The following is a 24,617-nucleotide window of genomic DNA, read 5'->3' on the forward strand; positions in this document are numbered from 1 at the left end:
GAGTTCGCCGGGGTTGGCGGAGCAGCGGCCACACGGCCCGACTCACCATCCGCAAAGCCGGTGATGCCCTGGCCGCCCAGTTGGTTGGTTCTGCGACCTGTTGTATCTGCGACTGGGTGCCGCAGATACTGGCCGCCGCCGTACACGTACAGGGTTCTCGGCAGATCACGGACAGTGATACATCAGGGGGCGAGGACACCGCCGAGCCGGGCCCCGGCGATGGTGCCGAGCAGGGTCTTGCCGTTGTAAGTGGTCGAGCTCAGGCCCAGTCCCGAGCTGTTCGCCGGTACGTAGAGGAACACACCGTCGCCCGCGTCCTCGCCCGCCGCGCCGAGCACCAGGTCCGTGCGGCCGTAGCCGGACAGGTCGGCCAGGGCGACGGCTGAGCCGAGGGTGTCGCCGGACTCGGTGGAGCCCGGCACGCCGCCGGTGTCCTGCGAGACGGCGAGCGCCCCGGTGCCGGTCAGTCCGGCCGAACTACCCTTGAGGAGCAGGGCCGTTCCGGCGTTGGAGCGGTTCACTCCGTCGCGTGTGATGTCCTCGTTCGGGGCGCCCGTGAGGACGTCGGCGTAGCCGTCACCGTCGTAGTCGCCGACCGCGACGGAGGTGCCCATGGCGTCGCCGGACTCGGCCGCTCCGGGCACGCCGGAGGTGGCCTGGTTGACCGACGTCGCGCCGGTCGATGTCAGGCCTCCGCCCAAGGTCCCGTACACCGTGGCGACTTGGCCGCCCGTGTACGCGCCGGACTCTGCGGCGTACGGCTGGCCGATGGCGAGGTCGTCCGTTCCGTCGCCGTTGACGTCGCCGGCGGCGACGGAACGCCCGCCCTTCACCGACAGGACACCGACCTTGGTGAGCCCGTTGGCGCCGCCCTTGAACCAGACGACCCGTCCGATCCCGCCCGTGTCACGGTAGTTGAGGGCTACGTCCGCGTACCCGTCATGGTTGAAGTCGCCGCTGGTGGCGTCCTCGTAGGCCGGGGTGCCGGTGGTGGTGAGGGTGCCGTACTGGGTGGGCTTTCCGGTGAGGTGGGTGTTCCAAGTGCCGCCGGCGCCCGTGCCGGCGGCGAACACGTCGGCCTTGCCGTCCGCGTCGAAGTCCGCGACGGCGAGCGCCGAGCCGAGTCGTGCGCCGGATGCCGTCACACCTGAAGTGGTGTAGGTGGAACCAGAGTTGAGGCCAGGGCCGTTCAGGATCGTGACGGCGCCGCGGTCGGCGTGGCCGCTCGTGTCGTCCTCGCCGGGCTGGCCGATCACGACGTCCGCGTAGCCGTCGCCGTTGACGTCACCGATCGCGGTGGCCGCGCCGAACTCGTCGCCGGGCTCCCCCGTTCCCGGAACCCCCGAACTCGACTGCGAGATCAGCTTCTTGCCGCTCGCGGCCGGGCCGGAGATGTTGCCGGGCACGACGGCTATCTGCCCGCCGCTCGCCCCTGTGGGCATCCCCGCGACCAGGTCGTCGATGCCGTCCCGGTTGGTGTCGGCACTGGCCGGGGACGCGGATGCGGTCGGTGAGGCGGCCAGCGCGCGCAGGTCGGTGAGCCGGTCGTGCAGGTTCGCGCCGGGGCAGGCGGTGGCCATCAGGTCCTGGTGGCTGGTGATACGGGGGACGGTGGCCTGCTGCCCCGCCGTGTAGCGGCCGTTGTCGAACTCGGCGGTCAGCGTCGCCGTCGAGTTCGGGTCCTCGCCGTACAGGCCCAGCTTCCACCCGGCGATCCGCGCGATGGCGGCGAGCGCTGCCTTCGTCGGCTTCGCCGTCTCCATGTTGCCCAGGAGCGAGACGCCGACCGTTTCGGGGTTGAAGCCGAGCGTGTGCCGCGCCTTCACCGGCAGGCCGACGCCACCCTTGCTGCCCTCGAAGATCTGCCCGCATTTGTCGACGACGAAGTTGTAACCGATGTCGCCCCAGCCCTGCGTCTTGACGTGGTACGCCTGGATGGAGCGGACCATCGCCGCGGACTGCGCGCAACTGTAGGAGTTGTTGCCTGCCTCGTGGTGCACCACGACGGCCTTCACGCTCGGGCTGTAGACGGTCGGGCATTGCACGATCGACTCGTCCGCGCCCCACTGCGACCGCGAGATGATCGCTGGCTTCGGGACCGGCCCTGAGGCGGGAGTCGCGGGCGGCGCGCTCAGGCCGTCCAGACAGCGCGGGCCCGTGACGGAGGTGGGCGACGGTGACGGCGACGCGCTCTCCGCGCTGTACGCGACCGGCCCGAAGCCGCTCGGCGCGGCCCGCACCCCCGGGTCCACGAGATCGAGCCGCAACGACGCGGGAAGCTTGCGCTTGCCGTCCACCCGCGCCTCGACACCGTCCGAAGGACCGACCCACAGCGGCTCGGTGGCCCCGCGCAGTCCGGTCCCGGCACCGTCCCGACCCAAGTCGGCCGGAGTGTCGGGGAGTTCGAGGGTGCGCCAGTCGCTCCAACGGCCATCACCCGCAGCGCGGGTACGAACCTCGACAGTGCCGGCGATCCGCTGCTTCGCCCCGGGCCAGCTCACACCCACCATCGAGAACAGCTCCGTCGTGGTGCGCGACCGCGAGCGCAGGGTGTCGGAGGCCCCGCCGAGCGCCAACGTCCGCACTCCCGCGGGGCGGGCCCGCGGCCCCTGCGCCTGCTGGTCCCCGTCCGTGACGCCGAGGGCTATCGCGGCCAGCACCCCGGAGCCGAGGAGGGCAGTGGCCAGGGAGGGCACCCCGATCGTGCGCCAGCGGCGACTACGCAGCCGCCGTCTGCCTTTCGACTTGCGGCCACCGGCTGTTCTGTCGTCCATCAAAACCCGTTCCGTCGCAGTCCGCGCGCCGTGCGCCCCCTGGGAACACGACCGTTGGTTACTCCAGCGCATCAGGCGCCTCAGCCGTCACACGCGCTTCACGTATCTCTCACCCCTAGCGCGGCGCAGTGGGACACGACCCCGCTCAGCCGGCCGACGGCGGCCGGATACAGTGCGCGACAGCAGCCTGGTTGCCCGAGGGAGGGGAAGCGTGACAGACACCCGCGAGACGCGATCCGTCGACAGCGCAGCACGCGAGGCCCAGCAGAGACGACTGCGTCGCCTGACGCGCTACCTCCCGCTGATCGCCCCCGTTCTGCTGTGGACGGTGCCCTGTTGGCTCCTGCTGTACGCCGGTCAGCACTGGTCGCTCCCTGTCACGCTGGCGGGCACCGCCCTGTTCGCCCTCGGCCTGATCGGTATGCCGCTCGCGATGGTGCGCGGTCACGGCAGGCGGCAGCGGGACCGGGCGGCGATCGTCGGGGACACCCTGCTGGGCACCAGCTGGACCCTGTTCACCTGGTCCGTTCTGCTCGGCGTCCTGCTGCGGCTCGCCCTGACCGTGACCGGCATCGGCGACGGCCAGGACCGGGCCCGAATCGTCACCTGGGCGTCCCTCGGCACAGCCGCCGTGCTGTTGGCCTGGGGGTACGCCGAGGCTCGCAGGGTGCCACGCGTGCGTCAACTCGACGTCGAACTCCCGCGCCTGGGCGCCGGATTGGACGGCACCCGCGTCGTCCTCATCACCGACACCCACTACGGGCCCCTCGACCGCGCCCGCTGGTCGGCCCGGGTCTGCGACACGGTGAACACCCTGGAGGCCGACCTGGTCTGCCACACCGGAGACATCGCGGACGGCACGGCCGAACGCCGCCGCGCCCAGGCCGCCCCGCTCGGCACCGTGCAGGCCACCCGGGCCCGGGTCTACGTCACCGGCAACCACGAGTACTACAGCGAGGCCCAGGGCTGGGTCGACCTGATGGACGAGCTGGGCTGGGAGCCACTGCGCAACCGCCACCTGCTCCTCGAACACGGCGGCGACACCCTCGTGGTCGCCGGCGTGGACGACGTCACCGCCGAGTCCTCCGGCCTGGCCGGCCACCGCGCCCACCTCGCCGGAGCCCTGCAGGGCGCCGACCCCGACCACCCCGTCCTGCTCCTGGCCCACCAGCCCAAGTTCATCGACCAGGCCGCGGCCGCCGGCATCGACCTCCAGCTCTCCGGCCACACCCACGGCGGCCAGATCTGGCCGTTCCACCACCTGGTCCGCCTCGACCAGCCGGCCCTCGCCGGCCTCAGCCGCCACGGCACCCGCACCCTCCTCTACACCAGCCGCGGCACCGGCTTCTGGGGCCCGCCCTTCCGCATCTTCGCCCCCAGCGAGATCACCCTGCTCGTACTCCGCTCACCGCAGCCGTCCGCCGGACAACACTGATGAGCCCTGACCCGGTGTCGTCCGTTCAAGGTCGGGACACCGTGTCGAAGTCCGGGTGGTGGCGGATCGGCGACGAGGTCGACCCATTGTTGCGGTGGCCGAGTTCGGTGAGGGCTCGGTCGAGGTTGTGCGTGAAGTAGTCGACGGCGGTGGTGTCGACGCACAACGGGGGCTTGATCTTGAGGATGTTGAGGTGGTCGCCGGTGGGCTGGACGATGACGCCGAGGTCGAGCATGCGGTCGCACAGCTCGGCGGTCTCTTCGGTGGCGGGTTCCAGCGTGATGGGGTCGCGGACGAGCTCTAGGCCGAGGTAGAGACCGGAGCCGTGTACGGCCCCGATGATCGAGTGGTGTGCGGCTAGGGCCTGCAGGGCTGAATTGAGGCGCGCGCCGGTGCGGACGGCGTTGCCCTGGAGGTCTTCGTCGCGGAGGGTGTCGAGGACGGTGAGGCCGGCGGCGCTGGAGACGGGGCTGCCGCCGGTGGAGGAGAAGAAGTAGCCCTGGTCGCGGTAGCGGTCGGCGATGGCCCGGGTGGTGATGACGGCGCCGAGGGGGTGGCCGTTCCCCATGGCCTTGGCGACGCAGACGATGTCGGGGACGACCTGTTGCTGCTCAAAGCCCCAGAACCAGGTGCCCAGGCGGCCGTATCCGACCTGGATCTCGTCGGCGATGGCCAGTCCCCCGTGGCGGCGGACCGCCGCGTACACCTGCTCAAGATAGCCGTCGGGCAGGGCGACTCCGCCGGCGTTGCCGTAGTACGGCTCGCTGAGGAAGGCGCCCGCCGGGCGGCCGGAGGCGGCCAGGTCGTCGATGATCTGAACGGCCTCGGGGGCGTAGTTGCCGGCGTCGGGGCCGCGCCATCGCCCGCGGTAGGAGTTGGGCGAGTCGACGGTGTGGACCCAAGCGGGGCGGGTGGCCAGCGCGTTGGGGTTGTCCTGGAGGGAGGTGGAGACGGCGTCGGAGGCGTAGGTCCAGCCGTGGTACGCCTCGCGCAGGGCGACGACGTCGTGCTGCCCGGTCGCGCCGATGGCGAGGCGGATGGCCAGGTCCACCGCTTCGGAACCGGAGTTGACCAGGAACACGGTGTCGAGAGGATCGGGAAGAAGGGAGGCGAGGCGTTCGGTGAACTCCACGACGGCTGCGTAGTGGAAGCGGGAGTTGGTGTTGAGTCTGCGCAGCTGCCGCGAGATCGCCTGCTCGACGCGAGGGTGGGCGTGGCCGAGCGGAGTGACGTTGTTGACCATGTCCAGGTAGGACCGGCCCTCGGCGGAGACCATGTGGTGCCGCCAACCGCGTTCCATGCGGGGCGGGTTGTCGTAGTAGTGCTCCTGGGCCGTGGCGAAGGTGGCCTCGCGGCGCGCGAGCAGGTCGTCCTCCGGAGTGGTACCGGCGGCGAGCAGGTCGTCCTCCGGAGTGGTACCGGCGGCGGGCAGGCCGATCAGCGGGGCGGGGTCTGCGGTGAGCGCGAGCCACCCGGCGGCGTACTCGGGACGCACCAGTGGCGGGATCGTGGGTGCGTCGGGTTGCTGGAGCGAGATGTGGACGCGGGTGCCGGCCGGAAGGGCGACCAGGCGGTCGCCCGCGCGGACGGGGGTGGCGGCGGGGAAGGCGGGGCGGAGGGCGTCGGGGAAGGACAGGTGCAGCACGTGGGGGCCGCAGGTGACGGCCACGTGGCCGGGCGCCGCCGCCAGCATCTCGCCGTCGCCGGGCGCCTGCAGGACGGCGGGTTCGTCGAGCCACAGTTCGATGCCGGTGGCGATGGTGGCGGGCGAGACGGCGGACAGGGCCGGAGCCGCGGTGAGTCGCGCCTGCCCGTAGCGGGTGGCGACCGCAGCGGCACCTCGGGCGAGGAGGTTCGCCGCGAGGCGGTCGTCTGCCGTCTCCTCCAACCAGGCGCCGTGGTCCATGGTGTCGGCCTCGACGGAGAGATCGAGCACGCCGATGCCGACGGGGTCCACTCCGGCCACCAGCGGCCGTACGGGCGCGAGTGCGGTGGTCCGGCTCCGGGGCAGGCCGAGGGTCTTGGTGATCAGGTTGGTCATGACCGCGGCCGGTACGGCAGTGGCCTGTTCGAACATGCGCCACTCACGGTCGAGAGCGGCGTTGACGTAGGCGTTGTCACCGTCGACGGCCGCTTGGTGTCGTCCGCTGACCACCAGGGTCGCTGTCCGGAGCACGACCAGCGGCCACAGCGCCGCCGCCTCGTCGGCAGACAGCGGGCGGACCTCGTGGAAGGCCCGGACGGCGGGAAGGACGTGGTGCGGCTCCATACCGTCGTGGTGGAGCATCGAGGACAGCGGCATGGCCAGCTCGCACACCGCCCAAGTGTCCGTCAGGTCACCGAAATCGATGATCCCGTCGGGCAGCGGCACAGGGCTGTGCGGTGAGCGGACGAGGTTGTCGTCGGTCAGGTCCAGATGCACGGCCTGGCGCGGCAGCCGGTCGGCGACTTCCAGCACAGCGGCCCAGGCATCCGTGGTCGCAGCCTCGACGGCGGCACGCCGGTCCGCTTCCGGGACGTGGTCCAGGAGCTTGACGACCACGCGGTCGGCGTGGCGGGGGTCCCACTGCAGGACGCGATCAAGTCCCGAGTGCCGGAAGGAGCTCAGGGTGGTGCTGACCTGGCCGGCAATGCGGCCCATGGCAGCGACCGTCCGGGGTGCCAGGTGACGTGAACCGGAAAGCGTCCCGCCGGGCAGGTGGTGCAGCAGGCGGGCGGTGACCGGCCCGGCATCGGTGTCCACGGTGGCGGTGCGGCGGTTGCCGTCGGCGTCGCGCAGGACGGTCGCCAGACGCAGGCCGGGCTGCGCGTCGGCAATCAGGTCCGCGGCAGTGTCCTGGGCGTCGATCTCGGTCCCGGTGAAGACCGGGTTGGCGATCTTGAGTACGGCCGCGGGCGTGCCGTCGTCGTGGACAAGCAGGAAGTTGGCGTCCTGCTGGCTGCCCAGCGACTCGGCGCGTACCGCGAGCCGGAAGTGCTCGGCGGCGATCCGGCGGGCCTGGTCGACCGTTACTCGCGGGGCGGGCAAGGCGTGGCGGGTGAAGAAGTCGACGTTGAGGGACGGTTCGTGCGTCATGCCGGAAACCTCGGCTGCTCGGAGGTGGAGGGATGGGTGATGCGCGCCGGAAGGGGGTGCGTCGGTGAGGCAGGGTGCGTCGGTGAGGCACCGGGCCGTGCGAGGACGGCGGTGACTGCCGCCCCGAAGGGCAGGTGCTCCCGGGGAAGGCGGCGGACGCGCCGGGTAGCGCCGGCCTCGCGGTGCGCGGGCGGGACAGGTTCCCCTGCGGCGTGAGCCGCCGGAAGGAGGTCAGGAGGGTGCGCCGGTAACCGGCGGAGTGGCTGGCCGGGCCGCGTCGTCCTCCGTGACGTCAACCGGCAGCGCAGGCAGGCAAGCAAGGCAGGCCAGGTAGGCCTGCTCAGTCGACGTCCCACAGGAAACGATGGGTGTGGATCCCGAAGTACGGGAAGCTCTCCACCGCCGTAACGCCCTCGATGGGGCGCACCACATCGTTGACGAAGTCGAGCAGGTCATGCGGCCGGCGGCAGACAACCTCGGCGAACAGGTCGAAGGTGCCGGAGGTGAGCACGGCATAGACGACCTCGTCGTGGCGTGAGAGTTCGTCGGCCACCGCACGGGGATCGCCGTCCACGTGCAGACCGAGCAGGGCCATGGTCTGCCCGCCCATGGCCATCGGGTCGGTGACGCCGACGACCTGCACCACCTTCTCGTCGATCAGCCGCTGCAGCCGCTGACGGGCGGCCGAGGCCGACAGCCCGACCTTCGGCCCGAGATCGGAGTAGGGGATCCGCCCGTCCGTCTGCAACTCCCGCAGGATGGCCCGGTCGATGTCGTCCACAGTGTTCCCCTCTCGGTTCCCCTCTCGCCTGCGGAAACAGCCAATCACACGAGTACATCGCGCGCAATAGAGCTCTAGAAGGCTGGAATCAGCTGCCCATACGAACGAATCACGCGCCACCGCTAGATTCCCAGGCTGGTCCGTTGCTGCCCGTTCAGGCGTCAGCCGGATTACAGCCCCTGCGAGGAGCGGAGATGGGTCGCCGGTAGCGCAAAAGGTTGGGCAGCCGCCGGCGCGACGACATCGCGCCCGAGTCCGGTCGGTACGGCCCTGTCCTGACGGCTGACTGAGCCTCACGCAGAAGGCGGTCCAGCCCCGACTCATACGTGGTGGCTCCGGAACGAACCTCCTGCGACTGCGCGGCCCCTGGAGTGCCGGACGATTCGGCGTGCTCCGGGGATCGGCATTCTCGGTAGCGTGGCCATCTGCTGCATGGGGTGTCCATGTGTCCGGATGGTCCGTGCGGGGGCCTTCGGCGGAGAGTGATGAGGCTGCGATGAATGAACTGACGAAGCCCGAAGTCGACGTTCCGGAGGGTGACGCTCCTGCCGAACTGACCATCCGGGACCTTGTCGTCGGGGATGGGGCCGAGGTGAAGCCGGGCATGGCGGTCCGGGTTCACTACGTCGGGGTCACCTTCGAGTCCGGGGAGGAGTTCGATGCCTCATGGGACCGGGGCCAGCCGTTCAAGTTCACCCTGGGCAGTGGCCGGGTCATCAAGGGGTGGGACCGGGGGGTGAGGGGGATGAAGGTCGGCGGCCGGCGCGAGATCATCGTTCCCCCGCGTCTCGGCTACGGCAATCAGTCGCCCTCGCCGTTGATCCCGCCGGGCTCGACCCTGGTCTTCGTGGTGGACCTGCTTGATTCGTATTCCAGCACAGCCGGGTGGACCAACGCCTAGGGCGTGTTGCGAAAGTCCCGCCTGCCCCGCGACGCCTGGCACGCACGCTCGCGGCGTTGCCGAAACGTCCGAGTGGCTCCGCCACTAGGACGCTCCGGCGCCTTGCGATCGCACGCACCAGACGCCGCGGGGCCCGCCCTCCGGGCGGACGACGCTACTTTCGAAACACGCCCTAGCACCCCTGGCCGCTCCTCCGCTTCGACGCACTGCGTCGTGTCCCGGGGTTGACGGACGGCGGGCGTGCGGAGCGGGCGCCGATACGGTACGGCCTCTTCCGGTTCCCGCCTGTCGCGCTCGCGCCGTCCACCCCACCATCGAGCCGCATTCAACGTACGCGCCACGTACAACCACTCGACACCGAGGCACCACTCCACGAACATGTCGGTCACACGCGGGCTTGGCCTATCAGGGTGAACTACGCCGCGCGTACGCACCGCGTACGTACGAATGTCCGGCCGGCCACTCCGACGATGGCCGTCGGCGGGACCGGCCGGTCTCCGCCGTCGCGCACGCACCGAGGTGGAGAGATGCCCAAGCCGTGGGGACGACGCTTCAGGCACCACCTGCTCGCGCTGATTTCGGGCTGTCTGCTGTTGACGGCAGGTGGCGCACTGCCGTCAGATGCGGCCACGGCTCGCACGGCCGAGGTGCCGACCGCGGCCCCGGCGCGCAAGGCCGAAGTGCCGACCGCGGCCCCGGCGCGCAAGGCCGATGTGTCGACGGTCTCGTTCAACAACCTCCGTACCGGCTGGGACCAGAACGAGCCGGGCCTGGCGCCGTCGCAGGTGTCCAGCTCCGACTTCGGGCAGCAGTTCTCCACCGCCGTGGACGGCCAGGTCTACGCCCAGCCCCTGGTGGCGGGCAAGACGGTCGTCGCGGCCACCGAGAACGCCAAGGTGTACGGCCTCGACTCGGCGACCGGGAAAATCAACTGGACGAAGGACGTGGGCCCCTTCTGGCCCGCCTCGGCGATCGGCTGCGGTGACCTCACACCGAACCTCGGGGTCACCTCGACCCCCGTCTACGACCCCGCCACCCAGACCGTCTACCTCACCGCGAAGACCAACGACGGCCCCGACACCAGCCACCCCAACTGGTACGTCCACGCACTGGACGCCTCGACAGGAGCCGAGCGCAGCGGCTGGCCGGTGAAGGTGCAGGGCGCCCCGGTCAACGACCTGGCCCACCCCTTCAACGCGTTCACCGCCGGCCAGCGTCCCGGCCTGCTCCTGATGAACGGAACGGTCTACGCGGGCTTCGCCTCGCACTGCGACATCGGCCCGTACGTCGGCTATGTGCTGGGCGTCAGCACCACTACCCGCAAGACGACGTTGTGGGCCACGGAGGACTCCTCCGCCAACGGCAAGGCCGGCATCTGGATGAGCGGCGGCGGTCTGGTCTCCGACGGGCCGGGACGGATCCTCCTCTCCACCGGGAACGGCGTCTCCCCGGCGCCCGGCCCCGGTTCGAGTCCGCCGGGCCAGCTCGCCGAGTCGGTGGTCCGGCTCGGAGTCAACAGCGACGGCACGATGTCCGCGCGGGATTTCTTCAGCCCGAGCAACGCCCCGACCCTCGACCAGAACGACACCGACCTGGGTTCCGGAGGCCCGACGGCGCTGCCCGATCCAGTGTTCGGGACGAGTGCGCACCCTCACCTCATGGTGCAGATCGGCAAGGACGGCCGGCTCTTCCTCCTCGACCGGGACAACCTCGGTGGCCGCAGCCAGGGCGCCGGCGGAAGCGACGCGGTGCTCGCCACCTTCGGCCCGTACGAGGGCGTCTGGGGGCACCCGGCCGCCTACGGCGCCGAGGGCGGCTACGTGTACACGATCGGCAGCGGAGGGCCGCTGCGGGCGTTCGCGTACGGAGTCAACGGTGCGGGCCAGCCCGCGCTGACCAACACCGGCACCAGCACCGGAACGTTCGGCTACACCTCCGGCTCGCCCGTGGTGACCTCCACCGGCATCACCGCGGGCTCCGCCCTCGTCTGGACGATCTACTCGCGGGGCTCCAACGGGGCGGGCGGCGAGCTCCGCGCGTACGACGCCGTCCCCGTCGGCGGCACCCTCAATCTGCGCTACTCCGTACCGATCGGCACCGCGTCCAAGTTCTCCGTGCCCGCCACCGACGGCGGACGGGTCTACGTAGGCACCCGCGACGGCCATGTGCTCGCCTTCGGCCGGCCGGCCGCCACCGCGCTGAACGGCAGCCCGGTGGACTTCGGCCAGGTCGCCGTGGGCACCACCGGCCACGCCACGGCCAAGGTGACCGCCACCCGGGACGTGACCATCTCCGCGGTGAAGACCCCGTCGGGCAGTCGGTTCTCCGCCGCGCCCACCGGACTGCCGGTCACCCTGCACGCCGGCGACACCTATTCGGTGCCGGTGTCGTTCGCGCCGACCACAGCCGGGGCGGACAGCTCGGTGCTGACGTTCACCACCGACCTCGGCGACATCGGTTTCGGTCTGACCGGTTACGGCACCCAGTCCCAGCTCACCGCTTCACCTTCCCAACTGGCCTTCGGCACGGTGGCCACCGGCACCACCAAGACCCTGGGCGTGACCTTCACCAACACCGGCACCTCGGCCGAGACGGTCTCGGCGAGCACCCCACCGAGCAGCCCGTTCAGCGCCGTGGGCCTGCCCGCGAACGGCTCCGTCGTCCCGCCCCAGCAGTCCGTCACCGTCCAGGTGAAGTACGCCCCGACGACCGCCGGTGACAACACGGGATCCCTCTCCGTCACCTCGACGAGCGGCACCAGCACCGTGCAGCTCACCGGCACCGCGGTCACCGGTCAGGCACATCTGACGGTCACTCCGACCTCCACCGCCTTCGGCAGTGTCGCGGTCGGGAAGTCGGTCACGAAGACCTTCGACATCAGCAACACGGGCAACATCCCCCTCACCATCACCAAGGCGGCCCCGCCCACGGCACCCTTCCACGTGACGAACCCGGTGAGCGAGGGTCAGGTCATCGGCCCGGACGACGTGATCCACCAGTCCGTCACCTTCTCCCCGACCGCCGTCAGCGCGGCCTCCGGCGCCTATCAGCTCACCTCCGACGACGGCCGAGGCCCGCAGAACGAGGCACTCACCGGTATGGGAACCGCGGCCGGCGGGGTCACCGTCCCGACGCCCGGGGCGGGCGGCTGGAAACTCAACGGCTCCGCGAAGCTCTCCGGCAACGACCTCCAGCTCACCCAGACCGGCACGCACCAGGCGGGCTCGGGCGTCTTCCCCGTGGCGGTGACCACCGACGGCCTCAAGGCGACGTTCACCACCGACATCGGCGGCGGCACCGGCGCAGACGGCCTCACCTTCGGCCTGCTCGACCCGGCCAAGAACACATCCAGCGCGCTGGGCACGGACGGCGGCGGCCTCGGCTGGGGCGGTAAGGCGGGTGTGGCGATCACCTTCGACACGTACCGCAACTCGGGTGACCCCTCGGCGAACTTCGTCGGCATCACCACTTCCAGTACCAACACCGGCTTCACCTACGCGGCGACCAGCACCAGCGCGCCGGACCTCCGCTCGGGCCCGCACGCCGTCGCCGTCTCCATCACAGGGAAGACCCTCACCGTCTCCATGGACGGCACCCAGCTGCTGAAGACGACGGTGCCCTCACTGACCCCGACGGCCCTGCTCGCCTTCACCGGCGGCACCGGCGGCCTCACCGACATCCACACCGTCCGGGACGCCGCCATCACCGCGAGCTCATATGTCCCCGGACCCAGCAGCTGGACGTTCAACGGCGCCGCGGCGGCCTCCGGCACCGACCTGGTGCTCACGCAGCCCGTACAGAACACCAAGGGGAGCGCCGTTCAGAGTTCCCCTGTGGCGTCGGCGGGGCTGAAGGTGAGCTTCAAGTCGACGATCGGCGGTGGCACCGGCGCCGACGGCCTCGCCCTGATGCTGCTCGACCCGTCCAAGACCTCACCGGCCGCGCTGGGCCTCGGCGGTGGCGGTCTCGGCTACGCGGGTCTGCCGGGCATCGCGGTCACCCTGGACACCCATCGCAACACCGGTGATCCCTCGGCCAACTTCGTCGGGGTGGCCACCGGCGGGAACGGGTCGCCCTTTCAGTACGCCGCCACCTCGACCGCCGTACCTGCCCTGCGCACCGGTACGCACACCGTCGTCGTGAGCGTGACGACCGCCGGTCACCTCCTGGTGAAGGTGGACGGCACCCAGGTCATCGACACCGCGGTGACGCTGCCGAAGAACGTGCTGGTCGGGTTCGCCGGGGCCACGGGCGGCCTGACGGACAAACACACGGTCGGCGGAGTCAGCATCACTTACTGAGGCACCGGCACAAGAACGGGCAGCACCTGCCGAAGGTGCGACAGAGCTAGGAGAACATCATGCGTCGACGTGTCACCCCCTTGCCGGTCGCGGTGGCGTTCGCGTCCTGCCTCGGACTGTCCCATCCAGCGCCGGCCGCGCCCGAACCCCCGCCGCTGACCGTCATGGTCGCCGACACCGGGTCGATGGGGCGCGTCCTCACGGACCTGGACGGTCGTACGCTCTACCGCTACGACCTGGACACCGCCGGCAGGGTCCGCTGTCTCGGGGCGTGCACGGCCACCCGCAAACCGCTGCTCCACGCGCCCGGCACGGTGCTGAGGCTGCCGCCCGGCATCGCCGGAACGCTCGGCATCGTCGCCCGGCCCGACGGCGGCGAGCAGGTCGCGTACGACGGCTCCCCGCTGTACTGGTACACCGCCGACCAGCAGCCGGCCGACACCGCCGGGGTCGACCTGCTCTGGCACGTCATCAACCCTCCGAACATGCCGGAGCACACCGGGACGACCGACTGACGGACACTGCGAACGTAACCACGGATCACAGCACCGATGCGCCGCCACCACCCGACTACAGCCATGTAGACGTACCTCGCCAGATTTATTAAGGTATGCCTTCGCTAACTTAGGCGAGGCGCGCCTTGGCGGGGCTGGGGAGAACGGCATGTGGAACGACGCATTTCCAAGCTTCTTGATCGGGCTGAGGGAGGGACTGGAAGCCGGGCTGATCGTTTCGATCCTGGTCGCCACCCTGGTACGGGCCGACGCCAAGTCACGGCTGCCGCAGGTGTGGACGGGCGTCCTGGCGGCGGCCGCACTCGCCATGAGTTTCGGCGCGGTGCTGACCTTCACGGCGGCCACCATGTCCGCGACCGCCCAGGAGACGTTCGGCGGCACCCTCAGCGTGGTGGCGGTCGCGTTCGTCACCGCGATGGTGTTCTGGATGCGGCGCTCCGCGCGCAGCCTCTCCGGTGAGATCAAGGAGAAGGTCACCGGCGCCCTGGCCATGGGCGCGGGCATGCTCGTCGTCACCTCGTTCCTCGCGGTGGGCCGCGAGGGCCTGGAGACGGCGCTCTTCCTGTGGACCACCGCTCAGGCGGCCAGAGAGTCGGCCGGGCCGATGACCGGCGCCGGCATCGGCCTCGTCATCGCTGCCGGGCTGTGCTGGGGCCTGTACCGCCGGGTCCTGAAGATCAACCTGACGAAGTTCTTCACCGCCACCGGTGCGGTGCTGATCGTCATCGCTGCCGGAGTGCTCGGCTACGGGCTGCGCGATCTGCAGGAAGGCGGCGTACTGCCGGGGAAGAGCGCATACGCCGTCGACCTGGCCCAGAGCATCGATCCCAGCGCCTGGTACAGCACCCTGGTGCAGGGCGTCTTCAACCTCACGCCGACGATGACGTGGCTGCAGGTCATCGCCTACGCGGCGTATCTCGCCGTGGTGATGACGCTGTTCGTACGCGGCGTACGTGCACCCGCCGCCCCACCCGCGCCGCCCGCCGAGGGCAAGAGCGCCGACGAGACGGTGGTGGTGCGTGCCCGGCGGCCCGTCTGGGTGCTGCCGGTGGCCGTCGTCGCCGTCCCCGTCGCGGGCGCGGCCGGACTGGTCGCCTTCGGCACCTCCAAGTCGGCCGGTGCCCAGACCGTCGCCGTATCGCAGCAGGAGTGCGGCAAGGGATTCGCCGCACCCCGGACCGGCCGGCAGACCTTCCAGATGCACAACACCGGGGACAAGGCGGCCGAGGTCTACCTCGTCGACCCGGCAACCAATGCGGTGTACGGGGAGATCGAGGGCCTGGCACCCGGCACCACGCGTGACCTCGTCGCCACGGTCGCAGGCGGCTCCTACGCCTGGCGGTGCGTGCCCCTGGGCGGAAAGGCCGTCACCTCAGCGCCCGTACACGTCACCGGCAGCGGCGCCGCGAAACCGGTCGCGCCCGTCTCCGAGGGCGACCTCGCCGCACCGCTCGACGCGTACAAGAAGTACGTCGGCCAGGGACTGACCCGGCTCGTCGCACAGACGAAGAAACTCAGCGACGACATCGAGGGCGGACACCTCGACGCCGCTCGCGACGACTGGCTCACCGCGCACCGTACCTACGCCTCGCTGGGCGCGGCCTACGGCACGTTCCAGGACTTCGACAACAAGATCGACGGCCGGACCGCCGGGCTCCCGGGCGGAGTGAACGACAAGGCCTTCACCGGCTTCCACCGCATCGAGTACGGCCTGTGGCACGGCCAGTCCGCGCACACCCTCACCGCACCCGCCGCCCGGCTCGCCGCAGACACCGCGGGCCTGCAGAAAGCCTTCCCCACACAGGATTTCGCACCGGGCGACCTGCCGCTGCGCACCCACGAGATCCTGGAGAACACCCTCCAGTTCGAGCTGACCGGCGACGCCGACCAGGGAAGCGGCACCAGCCTCGCCACCGCTGACGCCAACCTCTCAGGAACACGCGAACTCCTGGGTGTGCTCCGGCCGTTGCTCGCCGCACGTGACCCGCAGCTGCTGACGAGGGCGGACGGTGACATCGCCCGGTTGCAGGGGCTGCTCGACGCCGCACACGACAAGCAGCGCTGGACGCCCGTCGGAAAACTCGACACGACCGTACGACAGCGGCTGAACGGTGCGACCGGGCAACTGCTCGAAGACCTGGCACCGGTGCCGGACTTCCTCGAGATCCGCAAGTCCGCCTGATGCCCGCCGACAGCACTGCCGCGCACCCCGAAAGGACCCCCGACATGCCCGCCGAATCCCCCACCCCGCCCGGCCGCTGCCCCGCCGGCCGACGCTCGTTCGTCAAGACGGCACTGGGCGCGGGCGCGGCCGGAGCGGCCCTGGCCGGCGGCGGATTCGCGATCGGCCAGGCCCGTCCGACCACGGCAAGCGCAGCCGACGGGACGACCTCCACGAAGGTGGCCTTCCACGGGGCCCACCAGGCAGGCATCATCACCCCCGCCCCGGCCGCCGCGGCCTTCGTCTCGTTCGATGTGATCGCCGACAGCCGCAAGGACCTGGCCGGCCTGCTGCGGACCATCACCGAGCGGGCCCGTTTCCTGACCTCGGGCGGCACACCGGCGGACCTGGGAGTGGGCGCCCCGCCCTCCGACAACGGCATCCTGGGCCCGGTGGTCCCGGCCGACGAACTGACCGTCACGGTCGGCGTCGGCGCCTCTCTCTTCGACGACCGGTACGGCCTCGCCAAGGCCAGACCACTGCGGCTCACGCCCATGCGGACGTTCCCCAACGACAACCTCGATCCTGCCGAATGCCACGGCGACCTCTCGCTGCAACTCTGCGGCGCACGCCAGGACGTGGTCCTGCACGCCCTGCGTGACATCGCCCGGCACACCCGGGGCGCCATGCAGATCAAGTGGCGCATCGACGGCTTCCAGAACGCGCCCCGCCCGGCCGGCGCCCAGCGCAACCTCCTCGGCTTCAAGGACGGCATCGCCAACCCGGACGTCCGCTCCGCGCGCGAGAGCGACCGGCTGATCTGGGTCGGCGACGCACTCGGCGAGCCCGCCTGGACGCGGGGCGGCAGTTACCAGGTGATCCGCATCATCCGCATGCTCGTCGAGTTCTGGGACCGCGTCTCGCTGACCGAACAGGAGAAGATGTTCGGCCGCCGCAAGGACACCGGCGCCCCGCTGGACGGCGCGACCGAGACCGACATCCCCCGCTACGCCAAGGACCCGCACGGCAACGCGATTCCGCTGGACGCCCATATCCGCCTGGCCAACCCCCGCACGCCACAGACGGACAACACCCGCATCCTGCGCCGCGGTTACAACTACGACCGCGGTATCGACAAGGTCGGCAACCTCGACATGGGCCTCGCCTTCTGCAGCTACCAGCAGGACATCAAGCGCCAGTTCGAGGCAACCCAGGAGCGCCTGATCGACGAACCGCTCGTCGACTACATCTCACCCACCGGCGGCGGCTACTTCTTCGCTCTGCCCGGAGTCCGCGACGGCCGGGACTGGCTCGGCAGCGGACTCCTCGCGACCTGACCCGCCCGCACCGCGCGGCACCCGGCCGGGCCCACCCCGCTCGCACTCACGGCGCCGGGCCCGCACGATCAAGACGCGGGAGGTCACCGGGCCGTGCAGGCCCGCTTCTCCCCCGTCCCAGTCGTCCCGGCGCGGAGGTGAAGCGAGCTGTGCACCCTGGCCCCGCCGTAGCCACGCCCCCTGCCGGCCAAGAACGCGTCGCGCACCTTCCTCGCAGGGTGCGCGGCGCGCTGCGCAGAGCGGCGCCGGCCCTGGCGCTCTATGCGGCGGCGCGCCTGGCCGGCCTCGCTGTGGCCGGTGCCGTCGCCCTCAGGACGCACAGGTCGCTGTGGACCGCGCTGGGCACCTCCTGGGACAGCAACTGGTACACGGGCATCGCGCAGCACGGCTACGGGACGACGCTCGCCGGGAGGCACGGATTCACCTACACCGACCTGGCGTTCTTCCCGCTCTATCCCGCCCTGCAGCGCTCCCTCGCCACGCTTGTTCCCGTCCACATGACCGTTGCCGGTCTCGTGGTGGCGTGGCTCTCGGCGCTCGCCGCCGCCTGGGGCATCTACGCCGTGGGAGAGCTCCTCCACGGCCGCCGGACCGGCATCGCGCTGGCCCTCCTGTGGGGGACCCTCCTGCATGCCGTCGTGGAGACCATGGCCTACAGCGAGTCGCTGATGACTGCTCTGTCCGCCTGGTCGCTCTACGCTCTGCTCACCCGTCGCCGGCTCTGGGCAGGCGTCCTGGCCCTGCTCGCCGGGCTCACCCGGCCCAACGGCGTCGCCGTGGCGGTTGCCGTCCTCTGCGCCGCGGGGCTCGCCGTGCTGCGGAGCCGCCACGACCGCCGCGACTGGCGTGTCTGGGTGAGCATGGCCCTTGCACCGCTCGGCTGGTTCGGGTACCTGGCCTGGGTGGGCACTCGCTCCGGTGGCCCGCTCGGCTACTTCGAGATCGAGCGGGACTGGGGCTCCCGATTCGATTTCGGGGTCAGCGAAATCCGGTTCCTCAAACACGTCTTCACCGACCGGGGCACTCCCCCGCATCTCGCCTACTACATGGGAGCCGCCGCCGTCCTCGTCGCTCTGGCCGCACTCGTGCTGCTCGCCCTCGACCGGCCGCCGCTGCCCGTGCTCGTGTATGCGATCGTGCTCGTCGTCATCGCCGTCGGCGGATCCATGTTCTACGCCTGCAAACCACGCTTCCTTCTCCCCGCGTTCCCCCTGCTGCTTCCCGCCGCCGTCGCCCTGACCAGAGCGCGACCGCGCGCCGGTGCGGCACTCCTTGCCGGGTTCGCCGTCGTCTCCGCCGTCTACGGCGCGTACACACTCTTCTACGCCGGCACCGCCCCCTGAAAGGTCCTCAGGAATGCGGGTTCAGGTTCCGGGTGCCAGAAGGCAGGCGCCGAGGCCGGCCGCCCGGGTGGGCCTCCCGATCCGGCCGGGTCCGGTCCTTCGCTCTCCTCGTGGCGCGTTCCCCTGGTCGCTCGACGTCGAGCGGGCCGGCTCTTCTACGACGGCACCTTCAGCGCCGCGAAGTACCGTGCCTGGCTGGATCGTTGGGCGGTGGGTCCGGTCGTCCTGCCCGCCGGCCGCCCCGACGGTGCCGGCGTCGCCGAGGCCGGCCTGTTCGTGCACATGCCCTCAGCGGGGTCGACGACCGTACGAATCGCCTACTCCCTTTGGCTGAACGCACCGGGCGCATGCGTCGAGCGCGCCGGCGCCTGGACCCGCCTCGCGGTTCCCGAACGGGGCGACTACCGCCTCGGATCGGCCTGTCGCCTCCCGAGGTCGAACGGCTGTGGCTGAACATCGGGGCGTACTGATCCTCCGACGGCCCCATCGGTTCGGTGGCCCGCTGCTCAGTACTCCAGGCGGTATCCGTGTCCCCGCAACGTGGTGATGCGGGGCAGGCGGGCCGGCGGGGGCGATGCGGCTGCTGCCTCGGCGAGGCGGCGGCGCAGGGCCGCCATGGTGACGTCGAGGGTCTTGGTGGATCCGAACCAGTTCTCGTCCCAGACCTCGGACATCAGGGTTTCGCGCGCAACGGCCTCGCCGGTGCGCTGGGCGAGGACGGCGAGCAGGTCGAACTCCTTGGGGCGGAGACGGAGTTCCTCGTTGTTCAGGAGGCAGCGGCGGGCCGTGGTGTCGAGGACGAGGTCGCCGAGGTGGATGGGGTCCTGCGGCGGGGAGGTGACGGTCCGGCGGCGCAGGTGTGCGCGGAGGCGGGCGAGGAGAACGCTGAGGCTGAAGGGTTTGACGAGGTAGTCGTCGGCTCCGGCGTCGAGGCCGGCGATGACGTCGATGTCGTCGGTGCGGGCGGTGAGGATGATGATCAGCAGGTCGGGGTGGCGGGCTCGCAGGGTGCGGGCGATGTCCAGGCCGTCCATGTCGGGCAGGCCCAGATCGAGGAGCAGCACGTCGTAGCGGGACCGCGCGGCCTCGGTGAGAGCGCCCGCTCCGGTGCGGCTCCAGGTGGCGGCGTAGTCGTTGCTGAGCAGGCCGGTCCGGAGATGACGGCCGATGGTGTCGTCGTCCTCGACGACGAGGACCCGGTGGTGGCCGCGGTCGACGGTGGGTGCACGCATGCTCTCCAGCCTAGGAGCCGTCGGGGCGGGCGGCGCCGCGGCCGCGTCCGCGCTCGTCACAGGTCGCGGAGCTCTTCCACGGCCGGCCGGCCCGCGCCGCGGATGCCGTTGAGGGCGGCGGCCAGGATGGCGGCGACCGCGGCGACCGCGGTCAGGGCCAGGTAGGTGCCGGGCACCGCGAGGCTCGCGGGTGGTGGGTCGAAGACGCCGGTGAGGACCTTGACCAGCATCTCCGACAGCGCCCAGCCGATGAGCGCGCCGCCGGCGAGGCCGCCCGTGGCGAGCAGCAGGGCCTCGGTGAGGACCATGCCGCGCAGTTGGCGGCTCCTGGCACCCAGCACGGTGGCGATGGCGAAGGTGCGGCGGCGTTCCGCGAGTCCGAGGGCGAGGACGAGTCCACCGGCCCCGGCGGCGAGCAGCACGGCGAAGGCGAGTTCGATGCGGGTGAGTCCGGCCAGGTCGACGGAGGTGAGGCTGGTGCCGACGGTGCCGCGCGTCTGGGTGAGGTCGGTGACGGTGGCGCTGGTGCCGAGCCGGGTGCGCAGTTGTGTGGCGACCTGCTTCTGGTGGGTGCCGCCGGTGTCGAGGAGGAACGCTCCGACGGCGTCGCTGCCGGTCGCCTTCGCCACGTAGTCGGCGTTGGTGACGAAGAAGCTGTCCTTCGGCGCGGTCGGGAATTCCTTGACGATGCCGGCGTAGTGGAACGGCACCGTGCGCAGGGACTTCGTGCGGGCGTCCTGGACACGGAGGTTGACGGTGTCGCCGGGAGAGAGCTGGAAGTCCTTGACGGTCTCTTCGCTGACCAGCAGGTTGTCGGGGCGCTGGGTGAGCCGCCGCATGAGCTGTCCGGTGGTGCCGCCGGCGAAGTAGGCGTCCTGGAGGGAGGTGGCTCGTGCGATGGTGCCGGGCCGGACGCCGTAGAGGTCCTGCAGGTCGGAGCCGACGTAGGCGAAGCGGTGCTGCACGGGCTCGACGTGGCGCACTCCGGGGACCCGCAGCTGGCCTGCCGCGCCCGGAGGGACGTGGGCGCCGGGCGGCTCGGTGACCGTGACGTCGGCGCCGTTGGTGAGCCGGGCGTCCGCCTCGGCCTGCTGCCGGTAGGTGGAGTTGAAGACGGCGGTGGAGATGGCGAAGGACACCGCGAGGGCGAGCAGCACGACGGAGCGGGCCAGCGGGCGCCGCCGCCGGGACATCACGGCGGCCGTGGTCCCCGCGAGGGTCGCCGTGAGCGGGCGGGCGAGGCGGGCCAGCGCCGGGCGGCCGTGCGCCAGGGCCAGCAGGGTCACCCGCCACACCAGCAGTGCGGCGCCGATCCACAGCAGGGCCGGGCCGAGGAAGGCCCAGTACGACACGGAGAGGGCGGGTACGCCTTCGGGGGCGAGCACGAGGGCGTACTGGTTGCCGGAGGAGGCCCGGAAGACCAGCCAGGAGCCGATCAGCAGCGCGAAGTCGACGCCGTAGCGCATCCACCAGGGCGAACGGCGCCGCACACCGGCCTCCTTGCGCGTGTCGGCGACGGTGACGGAGTGCAGGTCGCGCAGGGCGGGGACGAGGACGGCGCCGGCGGCCACGGCAGCGCCGAGCACGAAGGCGAGGCCGTACCAGAGGGCCCAGCTCCCGGCGCTCGCGCCGAAGGACGCGGTGCCGAAGGCGAGCCGTCCGGTCAGCGCGGCGATGGCGAGACCGGCGAATCCGCCCACGCCGGCGACCACGGCGGCCTCGAGGCCGGCGAGACCGGTGATCTGACGGGGGCTCAGGCCGCGCAGCCGCAGCAGGCCCTGTTCCTGACGGCGCCGCTCTCCGCCGGCCGAGGCGACGGCTGCGGTCAGGGCCGCGGCCAGGAGGGCGCCGGGGACGCCGAGGAAGAGGAAGAGGATCTGGGCGTAGAGGGCGTCCTGGCGGGCGGAGTCGAGGGCGGCGCCGAGGTTGTCACCGACCAGGGCCCCGCCCGCCGACTTGGCCTCCAGGTTGTGCGCCGCGCCGGTCGTGCTGGTGAAGGCGGCGGCCGGGTCGGAGGGCAGGCCGGCGTCGCGGGCGGCGTGGATCTGGGTGGTGACGTCCGGGGCGCCGTGGGTGAGGGAGGCGAAGCGGCCGGCGGGCACCAGGACTACGTTGTCGGGAGGTGCGGTCGGCTGGGTCTGGGCGGGGGCGCCGACCTTCTGGAACAGGGAGTCCGCCTGGGGCAGGTCGACCACGCCGTCGACCCGGACCTGCCGCACCCCGACGTTCGGCAGATGGATACCGACGGTGTCACCGGGGGCCGCATGCAGGTTGGACGCGGTCTGCTGGGCCAGCAGGACGCCGGTGGGGGCCCCTGTGAGAGTGCGGATCTCGTCGGGGAACCGGGCGCGGTATCCGGCGGGCAGGCCCAGCACCATACCGGGGCCGGTGGTCTGTGTGCTGCCTTGCACGCGCGCGGTGAAGCCGGTGGTGCGGGCGAATCCGACCGGGAGGGCGGCCCGGGTGCCGGGCGCCTTCTGTACCAGGGACAGGACGGCGTTCGGGTCGGCGCCGGGCTGCACCTCGACCTGCCAGGCGACGGCGACCGAGCGCACGGCGCGCTGCGTCATCGTGGCCTTGGAGGCGGTGAGGAAGGACCCGAGCGCGGCGACGAGGGCGACGGCGAGCGCGATCCCGGCCACGGCGGCCGCGAGGCGTCCGGTGCGGTGACGGGCCAGGCCGCTCGTCCACGAGGTGATCATGGCGCTTCCTCCGGTGCGAGCAGCCGCCCGTCGCGCATGGTCCGCCGGATGGTGAGGCGGGCGGCGACGGCCGGATCGTGGGTGGTGACGACGAGAGCCGCTCCCGTGCGGTCGGCGGCGGCCAGCAGGACGTCGAGGACGTGGGCGCCGGTGGCGTGGTCCAGTTGCCCGGTGGGCTCGTCGGCGAGTATCAGTCGCGGTGCCTGCGCCAGGACGCGGGCCACCGCGACGCGCTGGGCCTGGCCGCCCGAGATCTCCTCGGGCAGCCGGTCGGCGAGGTCGGCCGCGTCGACCAGGCCGAGGGCCTCGATGACCGGCAGGCGGGTCTCCGCCTCCGTGCGGCCGGCGAGCACCAGCGGCAGTGCGGTGTTCTCGGCGACGTCGAGTGCCGGAATGAGGCTGTCGGCCTGGAAGACGAGGCCGATGGCGGACGGCCCGTCGAGGCCGGGCCGGCTGACGGAGCCGCTGGTGGGGCGTTCGAGCCCGGCCAGCAGGTGCAGCAGCGACGACTTTCCCGACCCGGACGGGCCGACGACGGCCAGCCGGTCCCCCGCGCGGACATCCACGTCGGCGCCGTGCACCGCGACCACGGCCGTCGCGCCCCGCCCGAAGGTCAGGGCAGCGTCCTGACAGGTGACGAGCACCTCACCGGAAGGCATGACCGGTCTCCCTCCCGCCCTTCTCCCGGGCCCGGCCGTCGTCCAGTGCGACCACCCGGTCGGCGATGCGGACGGCCTCCGCGCTGTGCGTCACGATCAGCACCGCGCTGCCGTCGGCGGCCCGGTCCCGCAGCATGCGCAGCACCAACTGCTCGGTGTCTCCGTCGAGTTCACCGGTCGGTTCGTCGGCCAGCAGGACGGCGGGCGAGTTGGCGAGCGCCACGGCGAGCCCGGCGCGCGCCAGTTCGCCGCCGGACAGTTGCCGGGGCAGCGCGCGTCCCCGCCGCTCGATCCCCACCTGTTCCAGGAGCGCCTCGGCGGTCATGGCGGGACGGCCGCGCACGGCGTGCTGGGCCATGCGGATGTTGTCGCGCACGCTCAGGTGGGGCAGCAGGTTGCGGGTCTGCAGGAGGACGCCGACGTGCCGGGCACGCAGCCGGGCCCGTTCGGTCTCCGGCCGGTGGCTGATCCGTACGCCGTCCACCCGGACCTCGCCGCCGGACGGCTCGTCCAGACCGGCCAGGCACGCCAGCAGCGTGGACTTGCCCGCCCCGGAGGGCCCGACGACGGCGACGGTCTCGCCCCGCCCCACGCGCAGCGACACGCCGCGCAGTGCGAGGGTCTCCTCCTCACCGGCCCGGTAGAAGCGGTACAGCTCACGAGCGGTGAGGACATCGTCGTCGGTCGACGGCACGGCGGTCATCGCGCTCACCGCCACGTGAAGGAGTCGCTGACGATGCGCCACGGGTCGACGTTGTCGGCGTTGACCGGACCGGACAGCGTCAGATCGACCTCGTGCCCCTGCCGGTAGAACGCGTAGCGCTCGAAGGCGTCCCGTACCACCTTGCCCGTGACCGGGTCCTTGGCGGAGTCGCCCTGGTAGGTGAGCCGGACGACACGACCGCTGTGCCGCTGCACCTCCGAGACCTTCGGCTGGGCGAACTTCGCCACCTGCGACCTGAGCTGCGGTACGACCGTGCTGGTGACCGAACCGGCCGTGGGCGCGGCCGTGGCGGTGGCCGTGGTGACGCGGACGGTGTTCAGTTTGTCCGTGAACACGGTCGCGGCCCCCTTGTCGGTGCGTGCCCAGCCCTCGGGCACCTTCACCGTGAAGCCGCTGAACCCGCCGGCCGGCCGGAACGCCACGTACACCTGGTTGTCGGGAATGTCGCCGGGCGGATTGGACTCCGTGGGCGCCGGGCTCGGCTGCGCACCGCCACCGCCGCCGCTGCTGCTGCCGGACGAGACGGGGGAGCCCTTAGAGGCCGCGCCGGCGTGCGACCCGCCGCCAGAACATCCGGCGACGGTCACCGCCGCGACCAGCGCCAGACCGGCCGCCGCCGCCGTGCGTGCATGTGCCATGGCCACTGCCCTCCTGGGAGGCCTGAGACCGACGGAGG

Annotated in this window: 15 protein-coding genes; 7 read left to right on the top strand and 8 right to left on the bottom strand. The window is 71.6% G+C overall.

Annotated features, from left to right (window positions below; genetic code table 11):
- Positions 1-182 precede the first annotated feature (182 nt).
- Positions 183-2,774 (bottom strand): FG-GAP-like repeat-containing protein, encoded by a 2,592-nt coding sequence (locus tag EOT10_RS20480; protein ID WP_223281111.1) that lies wholly within the window; start codon positions 2,772-2,774, stop codon positions 183-185.
- Positions 2,775-2,985: 211 nt separating this feature from the next.
- On the opposite strand from EOT10_RS20480, the gene EOT10_RS20485 reads away from it, so the two are divergent.
- Entirely contained in the window at positions 2,986-4,209 is a 1,224-nt protein-coding gene (locus EOT10_RS20485) for a metallophosphoesterase (protein WP_127829703.1), read from the top strand.
- A 25-nt stretch (positions 4,210-4,234) separates the two neighbouring features.
- Here EOT10_RS20485 and EOT10_RS20490 read toward each other — a convergent pair whose 3' ends face one another.
- Both EOT10_RS20490 and EOT10_RS20495 read right to left on the bottom strand, forming a co-directional pair.
- The gene (locus EOT10_RS20490) at positions 4,235-7,285 is read right to left on the bottom strand and encodes an aminotransferase (protein ID WP_127829704.1); all 3,051 of its coding nucleotides are present in this window, start codon (positions 7,283-7,285) and stop codon (positions 4,235-4,237) included.
- A gap of 340 nt (positions 7,286-7,625) precedes the next feature.
- A complete protein-coding gene (locus EOT10_RS20495; RefSeq protein ID WP_127829705.1) occupies positions 7,626-8,066 on the bottom strand; it encodes an Lrp/AsnC family transcriptional regulator in 441 nt (146 codons plus the stop codon).
- Between the two features lie 496 nt (positions 8,067-8,562).
- Here EOT10_RS20495 and EOT10_RS20500 point away from each other — a divergent pair, with 496 nt between their 5' ends.
- From EOT10_RS20500 to EOT10_RS20530, 6 genes are all read left to right on the top strand, one after another.
- Positions 8,563-8,967: an FKBP-type peptidyl-prolyl cis-trans isomerase gene (locus tag EOT10_RS20500; RefSeq protein WP_127829706.1), complete on the top strand. Its 405-nt coding sequence runs from the start codon at positions 8,563-8,565 to the stop codon at positions 8,965-8,967.
- A 527-nt stretch (positions 8,968-9,494) separates the two neighbouring features.
- Positions 9,495-13,268 (top strand): choice-of-anchor D domain-containing protein, encoded by a 3,774-nt coding sequence (locus EOT10_RS20510; RefSeq protein WP_189491847.1) that lies wholly within the window; start codon positions 9,495-9,497, stop codon positions 13,266-13,268.
- A 59-nt stretch (positions 13,269-13,327) separates the two neighbouring features.
- Positions 13,328-13,783, top strand: coding sequence for a COG4315 family predicted lipoprotein (locus EOT10_RS20515; RefSeq protein WP_127829709.1), 456 nt, complete (start codon positions 13,328-13,330; stop codon positions 13,781-13,783).
- 148 nt (positions 13,784-13,931) lie between these two features.
- Positions 13,932-15,965, top strand: coding sequence for an iron uptake transporter permease EfeU (gene efeU / locus EOT10_RS20520; RefSeq protein WP_127829710.1), 2,034 nt, complete (start codon positions 13,932-13,934; stop codon positions 15,963-15,965).
- Between the two features lie 44 nt (positions 15,966-16,009).
- A complete protein-coding gene (efeB, locus tag EOT10_RS20525; protein ID WP_127829711.1) occupies positions 16,010-17,281 on the top strand; it encodes an iron uptake transporter deferrochelatase/peroxidase subunit in 1,272 nt (423 codons plus the stop codon).
- A 218-nt stretch (positions 17,282-17,499) separates the two neighbouring features.
- Complete coding sequence (locus EOT10_RS20530; RefSeq protein WP_223281112.1) at positions 17,500-18,624, top strand: glycosyltransferase 87 family protein; 1,125 nt, start codon at positions 17,500-17,502, stop codon at positions 18,622-18,624.
- A 506-nt stretch (positions 18,625-19,130) separates the two neighbouring features.
- On the opposite strand, the gene EOT10_RS20535 is transcribed toward EOT10_RS20530, so the two are convergent.
- The 5 genes from EOT10_RS20535 to EOT10_RS20555 are packed head-to-tail and all read right to left on the bottom strand — an operon-like array spanning position 19,131 to position 24,579.
- Positions 19,131-19,856 (bottom strand): response regulator transcription factor, encoded by a 726-nt coding sequence (locus tag EOT10_RS20535; RefSeq protein ID WP_127829713.1) that lies wholly within the window; start codon positions 19,854-19,856, stop codon positions 19,131-19,133.
- Between the two features lie 56 nt (positions 19,857-19,912).
- Positions 19,913-22,558 (bottom strand): ABC transporter permease, encoded by a 2,646-nt coding sequence (locus tag EOT10_RS20540; protein ID WP_127829714.1) that lies wholly within the window; start codon positions 22,556-22,558, stop codon positions 19,913-19,915.
- The gene (locus tag EOT10_RS20545; protein WP_127829715.1) at positions 22,555-23,217 is read right to left on the bottom strand and encodes an ABC transporter ATP-binding protein; all 663 of its coding nucleotides are present in this window, start codon (positions 23,215-23,217) and stop codon (positions 22,555-22,557) included. The genes EOT10_RS20540 and EOT10_RS20545 overlap by 4 nt, the downstream gene beginning before the upstream one ends.
- On the bottom strand, positions 23,204-23,920 hold the full coding sequence (locus tag EOT10_RS20550; protein WP_127829716.1) for an ABC transporter ATP-binding protein: 717 nt from the start codon (positions 23,918-23,920) through the stop codon (positions 23,204-23,206). Before EOT10_RS20550 ends, EOT10_RS20545 begins: the two co-directional genes overlap by 14 nt.
- 5 nt (positions 23,921-23,925) lie before the next feature.
- Positions 23,926-24,579, bottom strand: a complete 654-nt coding sequence (locus EOT10_RS20555) for a hypothetical protein (protein ID WP_127829717.1) — start codon at positions 24,577-24,579, stop codon at positions 23,926-23,928.
- Positions 24,580-24,617 lie beyond the last annotated feature (38 nt).

The organism is Streptomyces antnestii, assembly GCF_004005495.1.
GTDB classification, from domain to species: domain Bacteria; phylum Actinomycetota; class Actinomycetes; order Streptomycetales; family Streptomycetaceae; genus Streptomyces; species Streptomyces antnestii.

Coding starts and splice junctions, on each gene's coding strand:
- EOT10_RS20480 (WP_223281111.1), bottom strand. CDS start 2,774: ATGGACGACAGAACAGCCGGTGGCCGCAAGTCGAAAGGCAGACGGCGG.
- EOT10_RS20490 (WP_127829704.1), bottom strand. CDS start 7,285: ATGACGCACGAACCGTCCCTCAACGTCGACTTCTTCACCCGCCACGCC.
- EOT10_RS20500 (WP_127829706.1), top strand. CDS start 8,563: ATGAATGAACTGACGAAGCCCGAAGTCGACGTTCCGGAGGGTGACGCT.
- EOT10_RS20510 (WP_189491847.1), top strand. CDS start 9,495: ATGCCCAAGCCGTGGGGACGACGCTTCAGGCACCACCTGCTCGCGCTG.
- EOT10_RS20515 (WP_127829709.1), top strand. CDS start 13,328: ATGCGTCGACGTGTCACCCCCTTGCCGGTCGCGGTGGCGTTCGCGTCC.
- efeU (WP_127829710.1), top strand. CDS start 13,932: ATGTGGAACGACGCATTTCCAAGCTTCTTGATCGGGCTGAGGGAGGGA.
- efeB (WP_127829711.1), top strand. CDS start 16,010: ATGCCCGCCGAATCCCCCACCCCGCCCGGCCGCTGCCCCGCCGGCCGA.
- EOT10_RS20535 (WP_127829713.1), bottom strand. CDS start 19,856: ATGCGTGCACCCACCGTCGACCGCGGCCACCACCGGGTCCTCGTCGTC.
- EOT10_RS20540 (WP_127829714.1), bottom strand. CDS start 22,558: ATGATCACCTCGTGGACGAGCGGCCTGGCCCGTCACCGCACCGGACGC.
- EOT10_RS20545 (WP_127829715.1), bottom strand. CDS start 23,217: ATGCCTTCCGGTGAGGTGCTCGTCACCTGTCAGGACGCTGCCCTGACC.
- EOT10_RS20550 (WP_127829716.1), bottom strand. CDS start 23,920: ATGACCGCCGTGCCGTCGACCGACGACGATGTCCTCACCGCTCGTGAG.
- EOT10_RS20555 (WP_127829717.1), bottom strand. CDS start 24,579: ATGGCACATGCACGCACGGCGGCGGCGGCCGGTCTGGCGCTGGTCGCG.